The sequence below is a fragment of the Asanoa sp. NPDC049475 genome (genome assembly GCF_040676915.1).
Classification (GTDB): domain Bacteria; phylum Actinomycetota; class Actinomycetes; order Mycobacteriales; family Micromonosporaceae; genus Asanoa.
On the sequence record NZ_JBFAPY010000002.1, the window covers coordinates 631,779 to 647,217 of the forward strand.

Annotated in this window: 13 protein-coding genes and 1 pseudogene; 4 read left to right on the top strand and 10 right to left on the bottom strand. The window is 73.8% G+C overall.

The features are described from left to right. Window positions 1–5: 5 nt before the first annotated feature. The 4 genes and pseudogenes from AB0J88_RS09135 to AB0J88_RS09150 all read right to left on the bottom strand — a co-directional run bounded on the left by AB0J88_RS09135 (window position 6) and on the right by AB0J88_RS09150 (window position 2,612). The gene (locus AB0J88_RS09135) at window positions 6–344 is read right to left on the bottom strand and encodes a DUF952 domain-containing protein (RefSeq protein ID WP_364737859.1); all 339 of its coding nucleotides are present in this window, start codon (window positions 342–344) and stop codon (window positions 6–8) included. A gap of 21 nt (window positions 345–365) precedes the next feature. Next, window positions 366–899 (bottom strand): annotated as a pseudogene (locus AB0J88_RS09140) (GNAT family N-acetyltransferase); the annotation flags it as partial. A gap of 46 nt (window positions 900–945) precedes the next feature. Further along, the gene (locus AB0J88_RS09145) at window positions 946–1,776 is read right to left on the bottom strand and encodes an ABC transporter permease (RefSeq protein WP_364346775.1); all 831 of its coding nucleotides are present in this window, start codon (window positions 1,774–1,776) and stop codon (window positions 946–948) included. Further along, complete coding sequence (locus tag AB0J88_RS09150; RefSeq protein WP_364346773.1) at window positions 1,773–2,612, bottom strand: ABC transporter ATP-binding protein; 840 nt, start codon at window positions 2,610–2,612, stop codon at window positions 1,773–1,775. The genes AB0J88_RS09145 and AB0J88_RS09150 overlap by 4 nt, the downstream gene beginning before the upstream one ends. Before the next feature lie 124 nt (window positions 2,613–2,736). Here AB0J88_RS09150 and AB0J88_RS09155 point away from each other — a divergent pair, with 124 nt between their 5' ends. The 3 genes from AB0J88_RS09155 (at window position 2,737) to AB0J88_RS09165 (ending at window position 5,928) form a co-directional block, all read left to right on the top strand. Continuing rightward, entirely contained in the window at window positions 2,737–3,678 is a 942-nt protein-coding gene (locus tag AB0J88_RS09155; protein WP_364346771.1) for a helix-turn-helix domain-containing protein, read from the top strand. Window positions 3,679–3,778: 100 nt separating this feature from the next. Further along, on the top strand, window positions 3,779–4,681 hold the full coding sequence (locus AB0J88_RS09160) for an MHYT domain-containing protein (RefSeq protein WP_364346769.1): 903 nt from the start codon (window positions 3,779–3,781) through the stop codon (window positions 4,679–4,681). 20 nt (window positions 4,682–4,701) lie between these two features. Beyond that, window positions 4,702–5,928, top strand: a complete 1,227-nt coding sequence (locus AB0J88_RS09165) for an FAD-binding protein (RefSeq protein WP_364346767.1) — start codon at window positions 4,702–4,704, stop codon at window positions 5,926–5,928. Here the strand turns inward: AB0J88_RS09165 and AB0J88_RS09170 are convergent. From AB0J88_RS09170 to AB0J88_RS09180, 3 genes are read right to left on the bottom strand one after another with little or no spacing between them, the layout of a single operon-like run. Continuing rightward, a complete protein-coding gene (locus AB0J88_RS09170; protein ID WP_364346765.1) occupies window positions 5,918–8,152 on the bottom strand; it encodes an FUSC family protein in 2,235 nt (744 codons plus the stop codon). The genes AB0J88_RS09165 and AB0J88_RS09170 overlap by 11 nt on opposite strands. Before the next feature lie 21 nt (window positions 8,153–8,173). Next, window positions 8,174–9,670, bottom strand: coding sequence for a GMC oxidoreductase (locus AB0J88_RS09175; protein ID WP_364346763.1), 1,497 nt, complete (start codon window positions 9,668–9,670; stop codon window positions 8,174–8,176). A 38-nt stretch (window positions 9,671–9,708) separates the two neighbouring features. Then, window positions 9,709–10,902, bottom strand: coding sequence for an MFS transporter (locus AB0J88_RS09180; RefSeq protein ID WP_364346761.1), 1,194 nt, complete (start codon window positions 10,900–10,902; stop codon window positions 9,709–9,711). Window positions 10,903–10,920: 18 nt separating this feature from the next. Here AB0J88_RS09180 and AB0J88_RS09185 point away from each other — a divergent pair, with 18 nt between their 5' ends. Continuing rightward, window positions 10,921–11,484: a CGNR zinc finger domain-containing protein gene (locus tag AB0J88_RS09185; protein ID WP_364346759.1), complete on the top strand. Its 564-nt coding sequence runs from the start codon at window positions 10,921–10,923 to the stop codon at window positions 11,482–11,484. Here AB0J88_RS09185 and AB0J88_RS09190 read toward each other — a convergent pair. The 3 genes from AB0J88_RS09190 to AB0J88_RS09200 form a co-directional block, all read right to left on the bottom strand. Next, window positions 11,451–12,428 carry a Gfo/Idh/MocA family oxidoreductase gene (locus AB0J88_RS09190; protein ID WP_364346757.1) on the bottom strand — a complete coding sequence of 326 codons (978 nt, stop codon included), beginning with the start codon at window positions 12,426–12,428 and terminating at the stop codon, window positions 11,451–11,453. The two genes, AB0J88_RS09185 and AB0J88_RS09190, sit on opposite strands and share 34 nt — an antisense overlap. Before the next feature lie 9 nt (window positions 12,429–12,437). Then, window positions 12,438–13,661 carry an MFS transporter gene (locus AB0J88_RS09195; protein ID WP_364346755.1) on the bottom strand — a complete coding sequence of 408 codons (1,224 nt, stop codon included), beginning with the start codon at window positions 13,659–13,661 and terminating at the stop codon, window positions 12,438–12,440. Between the two features lie 71 nt (window positions 13,662–13,732). Beyond that, window positions 13,733–15,436, bottom strand: coding sequence for a glycerol-3-phosphate dehydrogenase/oxidase (locus AB0J88_RS09200; protein ID WP_364346753.1), 1,704 nt, complete (start codon window positions 15,434–15,436; stop codon window positions 13,733–13,735). Between the last annotated feature and the right edge of the window lie 3 nt (window positions 15,437–15,439).

The following is a 15,439-nucleotide window of genomic DNA, read 5'->3' on the forward strand; positions in this document are numbered from 1 at the left end:
GGCCCTCACGGGAGGGCCGCGGCCACCGCCTCGTCGACCGGGATGTCGTCGCGCAGGTTGATGGCGGCGACGACCGCGGTCAGCGGCATCGGTGCGTACAGGTGCGGGAAGAGAGCCCCGCCCCGGGAGACCTCCCAGCGTAGGTCGTCGCCGAGCACGTCCGCGTCGACGGCGAGCAGGGTCAGGCCCGTCTGCCCGGCGAACACCCGGGCGGCGGTCTCGACGACCTGGTCGGCGCCGGAGAAGTGGATGAACCCGTCGCCGCGGTCGAAGTCGGAGCCCTCGTAGACCCCGGCGGCCTCGGCGGCACGCCACTCGGCGGTGGCCAGCAGCTTGTAGATCATGGGGGTCGAGCCTACCGGCGCGGTCGGCACCCAGAACCGCAGCTTGCCGGCGCGCTCGTCCTCGAACACGCCGCCGTTGGCCTCGATCACCTTGCGTGAGCCCACGTTGTCGACGTCGCAGGTGACCAACGCCGACGCGATGCCGAGCGAACGGGCGACAGGCAGCGCCGCGCGCAGCATCGCGGTGGCGTGGCCGCGACGCCGGGCCGCCGCCCGCACGTCGTAGCCGATGTGCCCGCCGCCTTCGCGCAGCCCGTCGGTGAGCCGGTGCCGGATCGCGAGCCGCCCGAGGTAGGCGTCGCCCTCGACGAACCACAGCGTGGTCGCGGGCACGAAACCCGGCCGGCGCGGCGTCTCCTCCAACGCGTCGGCCCGCAGGCCGGCCACGTAGTCCGCGAACACGGCGGGATCCGCCCAACGGTCGCCGTGTTCGCGGATCTCGTAGCCGATCATCGTCTGGTCGTCGGCGGAGCCGCGCCCTTCGGCCTGGAACTCGGCCATGGCCGCGAGGAACGAGCGGTGCACGTCGACGGTGGGTGGCAGCAGTTGAGGCACGCCCTGTTTCCTATCGTGTGACCGGGTCCGCGCGCACCAGGATTTTTCAGCCGACCCGGCGCAGTGCCCGATCCCGGCGGGCCGCGACCAGCGAGCCGGACTCGCGCCGGGCCATCCGGCGCAGCACCACCGGGGCGAGCAGCAGGCCGGCCACCGCCCAGGCGGCCAGCACGCCGACCGTCTCCGCGTGCCGCCACGAGTCGCCGAGCTCGACCGCCACGGCCGCGTCCGGCAGGAGCGCCGCCCGCATGCCCAGCCCGAGCCAGTAGACCGGGAAGGCCTGGCCGACGGCCTGCAGCCAGCCGGGCAGCGCGGCCAGTGGGTAGAAGATGCCGGAGACGGCGACCAGGCCGAGGATCGGCAGGGTGAGCAGGCCCTGCGCGCGGGCCGTGCCGAACGCGGCGCCGAGCACCACGCCCAGCGGCAGCGTGGCCACCAGGGCCAGGGCGAGCAGGCCGGCGACGGTCGCGGCGGTGCCGACGCCGCCGGTGACCAGACCCGGCACCAGCAGCGCCGCCGGCACCAGGAAGATCGCGAGGTCGGCCAGCAGCCCGCCGCCGACCAGCAGGAGGGTGCCGATCAGGTACGCCGGCATGCCCTGCGGGGTCGCCCGGGCGCGCAGCAGCGTGCCGTCCTCACGGTCGGCGGTGAGCTGCTGGCTCAGCGAGACCATGCCGAACGCGGCGTTCATGCCGAGGATGCCGGGCACCGCCAGCGCGCCGAGCGAGAACGCACCGAAGTCGCGGCCGCGCAGGGCGACCGCGGCGCCGACCATGAGCAGCGGCCAGAAGAGGTGCGCGAAGAGCTCGGCACCGTTGCTGAACGACTGGCGCAGCAGGATCAGACCGCGGCGCCAGCCCGCGCGCAACGCGATCACGAGGCCACCTCCGCGTGGCGCACCAGCGCGAGGTATGTCTGCTCCAACGAGGCCCGGTGCACCTCGAGCTCGGCGATCGCGGTGCCGTGCGCGGCGAACAGCTCGCGGACGAACGCCGTCGAGTCCGGCGTCCACTCCTGGAACCGTCGGCCGTCGCGGCGCCAGCGCACTTCGTCGGCGCCGACGATCTCCCGGGCCAGCGCGGCCGGCGTCCCGTCGGCGACCACCCGTCCGCGGTCGAGGATGACGATCCGATCGGCGAGCCGTTCCGCCTCGTCGAGGTCGTGCGTCGTCAGCAGCACTGTGGTGTCCAGCCCCGCGACCAGGTCGTGGAACTCGCGGCGGGCGACCGGGTCGAAGCCAGCGGTGGGCTCGTCGAGGAACAGCACGTCGGGGCGGCCGACGACGCCGATCGCCACGTCGAGGCGGCGTCGCTGCCCGCCGGAGAGCGTGCGGATCTTCTGCCCGGCCTGCCCGGTGAGGCCGACGGCGGCCAGCAGGTCCGCGGTCGGCCACGGCCGGGGGTAGTAGGAGGCGAGGTGGTCGAGCAGCTCGCCGACCCGCCACTTGCCGTGGTCGCGCCAACTCTGCAGGACGATGCCGACCCGTGCCCGCCACGCGTCGCCACCCTGCGCGGGGTCGGTGCCGAGCACCGCGACCCGGCCGGCCGAGGGACGCCGGAAGCCCTCCAGGATCTCGATGGTCGTGGTCTTGCCGGCGCCGTTCGGGCCGAGCACGGCGAGCGTCTCGCCCGCGTCGACCCGGAAGGTCACGTCGTGCAGCACGTCGGCCGCGCCGTAGCGCATCCGGAGGCGGTCGACGTCGATGACTGTCATACCGGCGGACAGTAGGTTTCGTTCACGGCACCGTCAACGGTAAAGTCCTTTGCTGACAACAGGATTCGGCAATCATTGCAATGGCGATGGACGGAAACGCAACAGGCGTTGCAATGGGCTGACGGTGAACGCAACGGAGGTCGCGATGCCCGGTGGCCGGCTCACCCACGACGAGCGGGTGGCGATCGCGGCCGGGCTGGCCGAGGGCGAAGGCTACGCCGAGATCGCCCGCGGGCTGGGCCGGCCGACCTCGACGGTGACCCGGGAGGTGGCCCGCAACGGAGGCCCGCGCGGCTACGCCGCCGACCGGGCGCATCGGGCGACCACCGGGCGGGCACGCCGGCAGCAGCCTCCGCTCGGCTCCGGCGAGCCGGCCACCGTGGACAACGCGGAGGAGCGGCGGGCATTCGTGGAGGAGTTCGCCGCGATCCTGGCCGCCGCCGGCATCCCGCGGATGGTGGCCCGGGTGCTCTCCTGCCTCTACACCACCGACGCCGGGGCGCTCACCGCCGGCGAGCTCGTCGACCGGTTGCGGGTCAGTCCGGCGTCGGTGTCCAAGGCGGTCGGCTACCTCACGGCCCTCGACCTGGTGCGCCGCGAGCGCACCGGCCGGCGCGAGCGCTACGTGGTCGACGACGACGTCTGGCTGCGGTCGTGGGAGACCAGCGCGCGGGCGCACCTGGTCTGGGCCGACGCGGCGGCCCGCGGCGCGGCGGTCTTCGGCCCGCGTTCCCCGGCCGGGGTGCGGCTCGCCGAGATGGCGGGCTTCTTCGGCCGGCTCGGCGACGACATGTCCGGCGGACCGTCCGACGCCGCCGTGGCCGACGTCGTGACGGTCACGGCCGCGCTCGTGCACGCCGGCGTCGCCCTGACGCCGGCCACGTTGAGTGCCGCACTCGACTGGCCGGGGACCCGGGTCGACACAGCACTGCACGACGCCGTTCGGCGCGCCGACCTGACCGGACCGGTGGTAATTCGCCGGGAGCGGGACAGCGGTTACCGGGCCATACCCCGGCTGACCCGGACACAGCGGACCGCATTGACGGCCCTCGTCCCGTCATCTTGACGCTACCCAGCGGTTTATGGCCGAAAGTGTCATGGTCATCGTCCCGTTGGTAGGACATTGTTGATCTCGCAACCAGACGCCGGGACAACGGAAGCGAATAATGGCGCACATAGACCAATTCGGGTATGGCTGGATCACCCCGGCCTTGAGCTACGCGCTGTCGGTGCTGGGTTCGGTACTGGGCCTGATCTGCGCCCAGCGGGCGCGCGAAGCGCACGGCACCGCACAGCGGTCCTGGTGGCTCATGCTGGCCGCCTGGGCGATCGGCGGCACCGCCATCTGGAGCATGCACTTCATGGCGATGCTCGGGTTCTCCGTCACCGGCGCTCCGATCCGCTACGACATCGGTCTTACCGCGGCCAGCGCGCTGCTGGCGATCGTCATGGTCGGCATCGGTCTGTTCATCGCCGGGACGGGCCGGCCCATGCTGGTAAAGGTGATCATCGGTGGGGTGGTCGCCGGGCTCGGTGTCGCGGCGATGCATTACACGGGAATGGCCGCGATGCGGCTCAATGCCGACGTCCATTACGACACCACGCGCGTCGCCCTCTCGATCGCTATCGCCGTTGTCGCGGCCGCCGTCGCACTGTGGCTGGCGACCAATGTCAAAGGCACGCTGGCCGTCATCGGCTCGGCGTTGGTGATGGGCGTGGCGGTCAATGGCATGCACTTCACCGGCATGTACTCGATGTCGGCCCAACTCCACGAGGAGCGCGGCTCGCTGTCCGGAGCGACCGCCTCCAACCTGCTGGTGCCGATCGTGCTCGCCGTGATCCTGGTGGTCATCGGCCTGGTCTACGCGGTGCTCGCCGCACCCACCGCCGACGACCGCGCGGGCGCCGAATACCTCCAGAACCGGATGGCCGGCCGGACCGACGGCCCGACGACCGTCGCTCCCGCTCCCGACCCGCACGGCCTGGCCGCCCGGGTCGACGGCGCCAAGCCGGCCCAGCCGGGTCCCGACCCGCAGGGCCTGGCCTCCCGGTTCCAGAGCCGCCGCTGAGGCGATTAGGTTTGGTGCCCATGGAGTTCAACTGGGCACGCAGCCACCAGTACGGCGCCGCCAGGCTGGCCAGTCCCGTGACCGTCGACGAGGCACGGGAACTGGTCGCCGGTGCCGAGCGGGTGCGCGCGCTGGGCACCCGCCACTCGTTCACCGGCCTCGCCGACACACCGGGGCTGCTGCTGTCGACCGCCGGGCTGCCGATGGACCTCGTCGTGGACGAGGCCGCCGGCACCGCGACGGTCGGCGGCGGCGCCCGCTACGGCGAGGTCGCGGTGGCGCTCGACGCGCGGGGCTGGGCACTGGCGGCCATGGCGTCGCTGCCGCACATCTCGGTCGCCGGCGCCGTCGCCACCGGCACGCACGGCTCCGGTGACCGCACCGGGTCGCTGGCCGCGGGCGTACGCGCGGTCGAGATCATCGGTCCGGACGGCACCCTGCGTCGCGTCTCCCGGGGCGAGCCGGACTTCGCCGGCAGCGTGGTCGCCCTCGGCGCGCTCGGCGTGGTGACCCGGGTCACCCTCGACATCGAGCCGTCCTATCTGGTCCGGCAGGCGGTCTACCGCGACCTGCCCTGGTCGCTCCTCGACACCGACTTCGACGCCCTGACCGGGGCGGCGTACAGCGTCAGCCTGTTCGTCGAGTGGGACACCGACCGGATCGCCCAGGTCTGGCTGAAGAGCCGGGGCACGTTGCCGGCCACGCTCTTCGGAGTCGCGGCGGCCGACGAGCCGGTGCACATGCTCGCCGGCGCGACGACCGAGGCGGTCACCGGCCAGCGGGGCGCGCCCGGCCCGTGGCACGAGCGGCTCCCGCACTTCCGCCTCGCCTTCACCCCGAGCCGAGGCGAGGAGCTGCAGAGCGAATACCTCCTGCCGAGGCAGGCCGTCCCGGCGGCGTTCGCGGCGCTGCGGCCCCTCGGCCCGCGGATCGCACCCGTGCTCCAGATCTCCGAGATCCGCACGGTCGCCGCCGACGACCTCTGGCTGAGTCCCGCCTACGGCACCGACGTGGTCGGCATCCACTTCACCTGGGTCAAGGACGCCGACAAGGTGTACGCGCTGCTGCCCGACATCGAGGCCGCGCTGCTGCCGCTGCGTGCGCGGCCGCACTGGGGCAAGTGCTTCGCGACCACCGACGTCGCGGGGCTCTATCCGCGCATGGCCGACTTCCGTGCCCTGCGCGACCGGGTCGACCCGGCCGGCAAGTTCGGCAGCGCGATGGTGGACGAGCTGCTCAACCCGTGACCGCGTGGGGCTTGGTCGCCTCGGCCAGCCGGGCCGGCTCGACCAGGCTCACCTCCAGCCGGCGGGCGGCGTCGATGTGGTCGGCGGTCCAGATCACCCGCACCGCCGTCGAGGTCGCGCCCTCGTCGCCGCTGCGCAGGTCCTGCCGCACCGCGTCGGCGAGCTGACCGTCGGCGACCAGGTCGGGCGGGGCGGGCGCCGGCGTCGGGCCGTCGCCGCTGATGCTGTCGGCGAGCCGCGCGTACCAGTTCTCGACGTCCCGGCTCGTCCGGAGCAGCAGGGAGCGGGCGGCGCTGCGGTCGCCCGCCGCGGGCCGGCCGCGTTGCCACAGGTCGAGCACCGCGTCGGCGGCGATGCGCAGGCCGGCCACGCCGTTGACCAGGCTGGTGATCTGGGCGAGCGGCATCGGCTTGGCGCCGCGCTCGGACAGGTACGTGCGGAACGTGTCGTCGAGCCGCCGGGACGCGGCCAGCGCCCGCTGTGCCTCGGCGGCCGGCACCGGTGGGAGCGCGGTGCCGTCACAGCACTCGGCCGCGTACCCGATGGCCGCGTGGAGATAGCGGGAGCTGTCGGAGTACGCGTCCGCGAGGGCGCTGCGCAGCTCCTTGCGCGCGCCGCGCGGCCAGAGCAGCAGCCCCACGAGCAGGCTGATGCCCACCCCGATCGCGATGTCCTCGATCCGGATCAAACCGAGCTGCCAGCCGGCCGGCTGGATGATGTTGAACAGGATCAGCAGCGTCACCGTGAACGCCGCCTGCCCGGCCGCGAACGAGATCAGCGCCGGTGCGATGCCGGCCATCAGCACGGCGACCGGCAGCAGGAACCAGAGCACGGTCAGGTCGGTGTCGATGCCGATCAGGATCACCGCGCCGATCACGAAGCCGACGACCGTGCCGAGGATGGCCCGCACCGCGTTCTGGCCGGTGGCCAGCGCGTTGGAGCGCAGCACGGCGAGCGTGCCGAAGATGACCCAGAACGAGTGCTGCACGTCCGTGTAGTGCACGACGACGACCGCCGCGGCCACCCCGACCGCGCCGCGCAGGCTGTTGTGCAGCCAGGTCGAGTGCCGTTCCAGGTGCGCCACGGCCCGGTCGCGCGCGGTGGCCAGCGGCCCGGCCAGCCCGCCGGGCTGCTGCCCGAGGAAGCGCTGCACCCAGGTGCGCCGCTCGGCGGCCACGCTCAGCTCGACGTCACGGGCCACGAGGCGGATCGCGTACGCGACCTCCTGCACGCGGAAGCTCGGCGCGAGGGAGTCGACGAACGTGGCCATCCGACCGGTCGGCAGCGCCGCGGTGGTCTCCCGGCCCAACCGGCTCAGCGCCGCGTCGAGCCGGCGATGGGCCGCGTGCAGCGCGTCGGGCGACGTCTCGGGCCGCTCGAGCAGCGTCGCCGCCTCGTCGAGCACGTCACCGGCGGCCTCCTTGGCGGCCGCGGCGGCCTCGGTGCTCACCCTGCGCGCCGTCGGGTGCCGGACGACGTCGCGGATCCAGGTCAGCTCGTCGATCAGCCGCACGCGGGTGCGGGCAGAGGTGGACAGGCCGGTCGGGCGCACGGGCGTCGCGAGGAAGGCGCGGTGCAGCGCGGTGACCGTCTCGTCGGCCCGGTCGATCAGCGCCTGGTGCCGCTCGTCGGAGAGCCCCCCGCCGCGCCAGATCGCCGCGCCGGCGTGCAGGGTGCCGGCCAGCTCCCGGCAGGCGGCCACCGTTGGCGGGCGCAGCGGGTCCCGGGCCGGCGCCGGCCAGAGGAACCGGACCGCGAGCAGCGCGGCGCCGGACGCCAGCCCCCAGCCGGCGAGGCGCGGGATGACCTGGTCGGGGCCGGCCGGCAGGGACACGGCGAGGATCACCGCGAGCAGCAGGGAGATGCTGGCGCTGGCCAGCACCGAGCTCACCACGCCGGAGAACAGGATGGCGAACGCGATCAGCGCGGTGATCGGGGCGGCCAACCAGACGTGCCGCGAGATGAGCGTGCCGACCGCGATCAGTGCGCCGCCCGCCAGGATCAGCCCGATCTCGGCCTCGATCCGCTCGTGCATCGGCCCGCCGAACTCGACGAGCAGCAGCAGGCAGAACACGCCGATCGCAGCGAACGTGCCGATGGCGACGTTGCCGATGCCCTCGAGGCCGATCGCGAAGACGCTGGGCGCCACCACCGCCGCGCGGGCGGCCCGGCGCACCGCGACATCGGTCCAGAGCCGCTTGACGGACCCGGTCGTCAACCGCACCGAACCTCCACAAAGCGGAGGTTAGCCGATCAGGCTGGCGGCGCGCTCCGCGATGGCCAGCGTCGGCGCGTTCACGTTGCCCGAGACGATCGACGGCATCACCGAGGCGTCGGCGACCCGCAACCCCGCGATGCCGTGCACCCGCAGCCTCGGGTCGACCACCGCCGCGCCGTCGATGCCCATCCGGCAGGTGCCGACCGGGTCGAAGGAGCTCGTGGCGGTGTCCCGCACGTACTGGGCGAGCACCGCCGAGCTGGTCACCGTGGCGCCCGGGTACTCCTCGCCGGCACGCAGGCCCGCCAGCGCGGGCGCGTCGCCGATCTCGCGGGCCGCCCGCAGCCCGGCCACCATCCGCTCGACGTCGCGGTCGTCGGTGAGGAAGGCCGGGTCGATCAGCGGAGGGTCGAACGGGTCCGCGTCGGGCAGCCGGACCGTGCCGCGGCTGTCCGGCGACATGAGCGAGAAGACCACCGAGAAGCCGGGCTCGTCGCCGGGCGTCCACCGTGGATGGATCGGCTCCGCCACGAAGGCGAGTTGGAGGTCCGGCGGACCCTCGCCGGAGCGGGCCAGCACGTGCGGCCGCCGGGCCAGGGTGCCGTCGCCGACCGGCCGGCTGGCGGCGTACGCGACCTGCGACCTCGGATGGTCCTGCAGGTTCTCGCCGACGCCCGGCAGGTCCGCCACCACCGGCAGCCCGACCTCGCGCAGGTGGTCGCCGGGGCCGATGCCGGAGAGCAGGAGCAGCCTCGGCGAGCCGATCGCGCCGGCGGCCAACAGCACCTCGCGGTCCGCGTACGTGACGCCGGTGTGCCCGTCGACGCGGTAGGCGACGCCCCGGCAGGTGCCGTGCTCGACCACCAGCCGCACGGCGGCCGCGTCGACGAGCGCGGTCAGGTTGGGCCGTTCCGCGGCGGGCGCGAGATACGCCTCGGCGGCACCGCTGCGCACGCCGTCCCGGACCGTCACCTCGTTCCACGAGGTGCCCTCGGCGTTGGGGCCGTTGCTGTCGGAGTTGGGGTGGTGCCCGGCCTCGACCGCCGCCGTGAAGAACGCCTCCCAGAGCGCGTCGGTGGTGGCCGGCGGGTCTACCGGCACCGGGCCGGCCTGGCCCCGATAGGCCGGATCGCCGCCGAGAGTCGTCTCCGTGCGCATGAAGAACGGCAGCATCGACTCGTACGTCCAGCCGATCGCGCCCGCCTCGTCCCACGCGTCGTAGCTCGCGGGGGCGCCGCGCACGTGCGTCAGCCCGTTGATCTCCCCGGAGCCGCCGAGCACGCGGCCCTGGGGATACGGCAGCCGCTGCCGGTCGGCGCCCGACTGCGGAACGGTGGTCCAGCGCCAGTCCACCTCGGTGCCGGCGAGCTCGGGCCAGGCCAGTGGGTCACGAGCGAGCGCCGGTGGGAAGGCGGTGCCGGCCTCCAGCAGCAGGACGCTGGCGTCGGGATCCTCGGACAGGCGGGTGGCCAGCACACAACCGGCGGTGCCGGCGCCCACCACGATGTAGTCGAAGGAGCGCATGGCGATCCTCCCAAGGGATCAGCCCATCGCGTCCGATGCTAGGCCGCCGCGCGGCCGGCTGTCCGGGGAATGGCAGAACGCGCCGCGCCGAGCAGGGGGAGCAGGGCGACGAGCTGGGCGGTGCCGACCAGCAGCACGACGCCGCGCGGCGGCAGCCAGGCGGTCACCGGGCCGGTGGCGGCGGCGCCGAGGGCGTACGCGCCGACCTTGACGCTGGCGGCCGTGGCGACCACGTGGCCGTAGCGTCCAGAGGGGACGGACCGCTGGCGCACCGCGAGGGTGGCCGCGAGCATCGGGCCGGTCGCGACCCCGCCCACGAGCGCCACGGCCAGCGCGAGCGGCAACGTCGGCGTCGCCGCGACGCCGGCCAGCGCCAGCCCGAGCACAGCGAGCGCGGTGGCCAGCACCGGCACGGGCGCGTAGCGGCTCAGCAGCCGGGCCGATGCCAGCGCACCGGCCAGCGAGCCGGCGCTGAGGGCGGTGAGGAACCACGCGCCGTGCCCGGCCGGATGTCCGAAGTGGATAGCCAACAGGGGGAAGGTCACCGGCAGGAGGCCCAGCGCGGCGTGGCCGATCGTGGTCGCCGCGGTGGTCGCCCGTAGCTCCGGCACGCGCCACAGCAACACCAGTCCCTCGTGCGGCGGGGCCGGCTTCCCGGGGTCGGTGGTCGGCCCCGGCATCGGTGCGAGGGCGACCAGGGCGAGCGTGGCGGTGGCCACGGCCGCGGTGGCGGCGAGCGCGGGTCCGGCCCCGGCGAGGCTGGCGACCACCGCGACCAGCGCGGGGCCGCCCAGCCCGGCCACGTCGTAGCTGGCCGCGTCGAGGGCGTTGGACCGGGCCAGCCCGCGCTCACCGGTGCGCGGCACCAGGGCGCTGTAGCCGCCGGTGAGGATCGGTGCGGTCACGCCGGCGAGCAGGCCGAGCCCGATCAGCACGGGTGCGGGCGCGCGGCCGGCGAGCAGCAGGATGCCGGCCAGGGCGGCGGCCAGCGCGACCTGGTTGGCCAGGAACAGGGCGCGGGGTGCGCGCAGCCGGTCGAGCAGGGCGCCGAGCACCGGGCCGGTGACCAGCGTCGGCAGCGCGAAGGCGGCGACGACCAGCCCGGCGAGGCCGGCGTCGCCGGTGCGCGCGACCACGTGCAGCGCGACCGCCACGGCGGCCGCCTCGTCGGCGAGCCGCGAGCCGGTCGCGGCCACCAGCAGGCGGCGCGTCGTTGCTGTAACGGGTTGCACGCAGAGTACCGTAACACCGTGTTCGGATTCTCGCGCTGGGCGGCCCTCGCGACGGCGCTCGCCAACACCGCGCCGGGCCAGCGGCATCCCGACCTGCTGACCACGCCGGCGGACCTGGCCGCGCTGCTGCGTGCCCATGACGAGCCGGATCCGGTCGACGTCGCCGCCGCCGACCTGCGCGACGCGCTGGCCGCACGGGAGGCCTTCAACGGTGTCTTCGACGCGGCGGACGAGCGAACACTGGCCGAGCGGCTCAACGCGATGCTGGCCGACAGCGCGCGGCCCCGGCTGGCCGCCCACGCCGGGGTTCCGCTGCACCTGCACGTCGACCCGCCCGGCTCCTCGTGGGGCGGGTGGCTCGCCGCGTCCGGTGCGATGGGGCTCGCGTTGCTGGTCGCCGAGCACGGCGCCGGGTTCCTCGGTCGTTGCGCGGCCGAGGACTGCCGGGACGCGTTGCTGCGCACCGGGCCGGGGCCGGCCCGCCGGTTCTGCTCGACGACCTGTGCCAGCCGGGTCCGGGTCGCGGCACACCGGGCCGCGGCCCGCCGTCAGGGCCGCAGTGGCAGCCCGGCGGCCTCGTAGATCGCGTCGATCAGCGACATCGTCGCGACCGCGTCGGCGGGCGGGGTCAGGTTGGTGTGCTTGCCGTCGACGGCGGCCACGAACGCGCGGAGCTGGTGCACGTACGTCGGCTCGCCTCCGAACCGCTCCTGCCGCCGCCGTCCGTCGACGGTCAGCGAGAACCGCGACGGCAGTTGGGGTGTCGCGTAGTTGAACACCGACATCGTGCCGCGGGTGCCGACGACCCGCGCGCGGATCCGGAGCAGGGTCGAGGACCACATCGACGCCTGGATCCGCCCGGTGCCACCACCGGGCAGCGCGAGCTCGGCGGTCATCGCCCGGTCGATCCGGGGGTCCCGGCGCAGCGTCAGCGCCTTCGCGGCCGTCACCGTGGGCTCGCCCGGGCTGAGCATCCGCAGGCAGTGCACGGCGTAGCAGCCGGCGTCCATGAGCGCGCCGCCGGCCAGGTCGTACTGGTAGCGGATGTCGTGGAAGCGGGGGAGCGGGAAGCACATCGAGGTCTCGACCCGCTCGATCGCGCCGAGCTCGCCCTCCCGGACCGCGCCGGCCATCCGCCGCGCGAGGGGGTGGTAGCGGTAGTGGAACGCCTCCATCACCACGAGCCCGCTGCCGGCGGCCGCGTCCCGCACCTCGACCGCCTGCGCGGCGTTGCTGGTGAACGGCTTCTCGCAGAGCACGTGCTTGCCGGCCGCGATCGCGGCGAGCGTCCAGCGGTGGTGCAGCCCGTTGGGCAGCGGCACGTAGACGGCGTCCAGGCTCGGATCGGCGACGAGGTCCTCGTAGGACCCGTGCACGGTGGCGATGCCGTGCCGCCGCGCGAACGTGGTCGCCCGCCCGCGATCCCGCGCCGCGACCGCGGCCACGTCGACACCACCGACGACGCGCGCCGCCCGAACGAGCGCCGCCGGCGCGATGCGCGCGGCACCCAGGATCCCGATCCTCACCGCCGCAGTCTAGGCCGGCACCTCCGCGGCGCCGACGGCCTCGAGGTCGGCGGCCTGCACCGGAGCCTCGGCGCGGCCGATCAGGGTGTGTCCGGTGGCCAGTACCGCGATCGCCAGCACGAAGGCCACGCCGCCCAGGTAGAAGGGGACCGACAGGGAGAACGCGTCGGCCAGCTTGCCCGCGACGAACGGCGCCAGGCCGCCGCCGATGAACCGGACGAAGCCGTACGCGGACGATGCCGTCGGGCGCTCGACCGGTGAGACCAGCATGACCGCCTGGGTGGTCAGGGTGTTGTTGATGCCGATGAACGCGCCGCTGACGATCACGGCGACGATCACCGTGGTCGGGTCGTCGACTCCGGCGCCGATCACCGTCATCACGACGCCGAGCGCGGCCAGGTTGACGTACAACACCTTGGCCGTGCCGAACCTCGCCTGCAGCCGCGGCGCGAAGAACACGCTGAACAGCGCGACCAGCAGACCCCAGCCGGTGAACACCAGGCCGAGCTCGTGGGCCTCCAGCTCCATCGGGTACGGCGCGTACCCGAGCATCGTGAAGAAGCCCCAGTTGTAGAGCAGCGCCGTCAGGCCCATGATGAGCAGCCCGCGGTGGCGCAGCGCCTTGATCGGCGCCGCGATGCCGGTCGGCCGCGCGGGTTTGGGCAGCGCGGGCACGAACGCGACGGTCGCGACCAGGGCGACGAACATGAGCGCCGAGACGCCGAAGAACGGGCCCTTCCAGCTGATGCTGCCGAGCTCGCCGCCCAGCAGTGGGCCGACCGCGATGCCGAGGCCGAGCGCCGTCTCGTAGAGGATGATGGCGCCCGCGAAGCCGCCGCTGGCGGAGGCGACGATGACCGCGAGGCTGGTCGCGATGAACAGCGCGTTGCCGAGCCCCCAGCCGGCCCGGAAGCCGACGATCCCGCCGATGGAGTCGGAGGCGCCGGCGAGCGCGGCGAACACCACGATGATCACCAGGCCGACCACGAGCGTCCGCTTGGCGCCGATCCGGCTGGACACGGCGCCGACGACCAGCATCGCCACCGCGGTGACCACCAGATAGCTGGTGAACAGCAGGGACACCTGGCTGGGCGTGGCGTGCAGGTCGTCGGCGAGCGCCGGCAGGATCGGGTCGACGAGGCCGATGCCCATGAACGACACGACGCAGGCGAAGGCCACGGCCCACACGGCGCGGGGCTGCTTGAACGGACTGGTGGTTGGTGCCGATGACATAGCTGTACTATACAGCTTGTTGGGGCGGGAGAAAGGGCCCCCCGACCGGGAGGGACCCTTCCTTCGTGGGCTCAGCCCAGGTCGACCGCGACCAGGCGGGCGGCGTCGGCCGCCGCGTCGTCGCTGGCCTCCTGCGCCTTGCGGTCCGCCTCGATGGCCTGTTCGTACGCGGCCACCTCACGGTCGACGTCGACGTCGGTCCAACCGAGCACCTCGCCCATCAGCCGGGCCGCGTCCGGTGCCGCCTGGACACCCCGCGAGAACGTCTCGAAGTACGCCCGCGTGCGCCGGGCCAGCACGTCGTCGAGGTGCAGCGCCCCCTCGTGGCTGGCCGCGTAGACCGCCTCCGCCCGCAGGTAGTCGTCGGCGCCCGGCAGTGGTTCGGCCAGGCCGCGGTCCTGCGCGATCAGCCGCAGCACCTCGAAGATGAGCGAGCCGTACCGGTTGAGCAGGTGCTCGATCCGGTGCACGTGCAGACCCCAGACCTCGGCGAGCTCGTGCCGCTGGTTCCACAGCGCCTTGTAGCCGTCGGCGCCGACCAGCGGGACGTCCTTCGTCGGGGACTCCGGCACGTTCTCCTGGTCGAGCGCGCGCACCGCCAGGTCGACCGTGTCCTCGGCCATCTTGCGGTAGGTCGTGTACTTGCCGCCCGCCACCACGACCATGCCCGGCACCGGACTGGCCACCGAGTGGTCACGGGACAGCTTGCTGGTCGACTCGGCGGCGCCGGCCACCAGCGGGCGGAGCCCGACGTAGACCCCCTCGATGTCGGCCTCGGTCAGCGGGTTGACCAGAACCCGGTTGACGTGCTCCAGGAGATATTCGATGTCGGTCGCCGTGGCCGCCGGCCGGGCCTTGTCGAGCTCCCAGTCGGTGTCCGTGGTGCCGATCAGCCAGTGCCGGCCCCACGGGATGACGAACAGCACGCTCTTCTCCGTACGCAGGATCAGCCCCGTGTCGATCGGGATCCGATCCCGTGGCACGGTGAAGTGCACACCCTTCGAGGTACGCACGTGGAACTCACCGCGGGTGTCGGCGAGCTGCTGGGTGTCGTCGGTCCAGACGCCGGTCGAGTTGATCACGACCTTGGCCCGCACCTCGCGGGTCGCCCCGGTCATCAGGTCCTCGACCAGCGCGCCGACGACCTGCTCGCCCTCGCGCAGGTAGTCGACGACCCGCGCGCGGTTGGCCACCATCGCGCCGTAGCTGGCCGCGGTGCGGACCACGCTCATCGTGTGCCGGGCGTCGTCGACCTGGCCGTCGTAGTACTGCACGGCGCCGATCAGCGCCGACTTCTTGAGCCCCGGCGCCACCTTGAGCGCGCCCCGGCGGGTCAGGTGCCGGTGGTGCGGCACGCCACGGGCGGTGCCCGACGTGAGGCCCATCGTGTCGTAGAGGATCAGGCCGCTGCCCACGTACGGGCGCTCCCAGATCCGGTGCTTGAGCGGATAGAGGAACTGCACGGGGTGCACCAGGTGCGGCGCGATCCGTTGCAGGAGCAGTCCGCGCTCCCGCAGGGACTCGGCCACCAGCCCGAACTCGAACTGCTCCAGATAGCGCAGGCCACCGTGCATCAGCTTGCTGGAGCGGCTGGACGTGCCGGACGCCCAGTCGCGCGCCTCGACCAGCCCGGTCGACAGGCCACGAGTGACCGCGTCGAGGGCGCAGCCGGCGCCGACCACACCGCCACCCACGACCAGGACGTCCAGTTCGCGCTCGGCCATCCCGGCCAGGGCCCGGCTGCGTTGTGCTGCGGATAGCGCCACGGCCTCCACGTC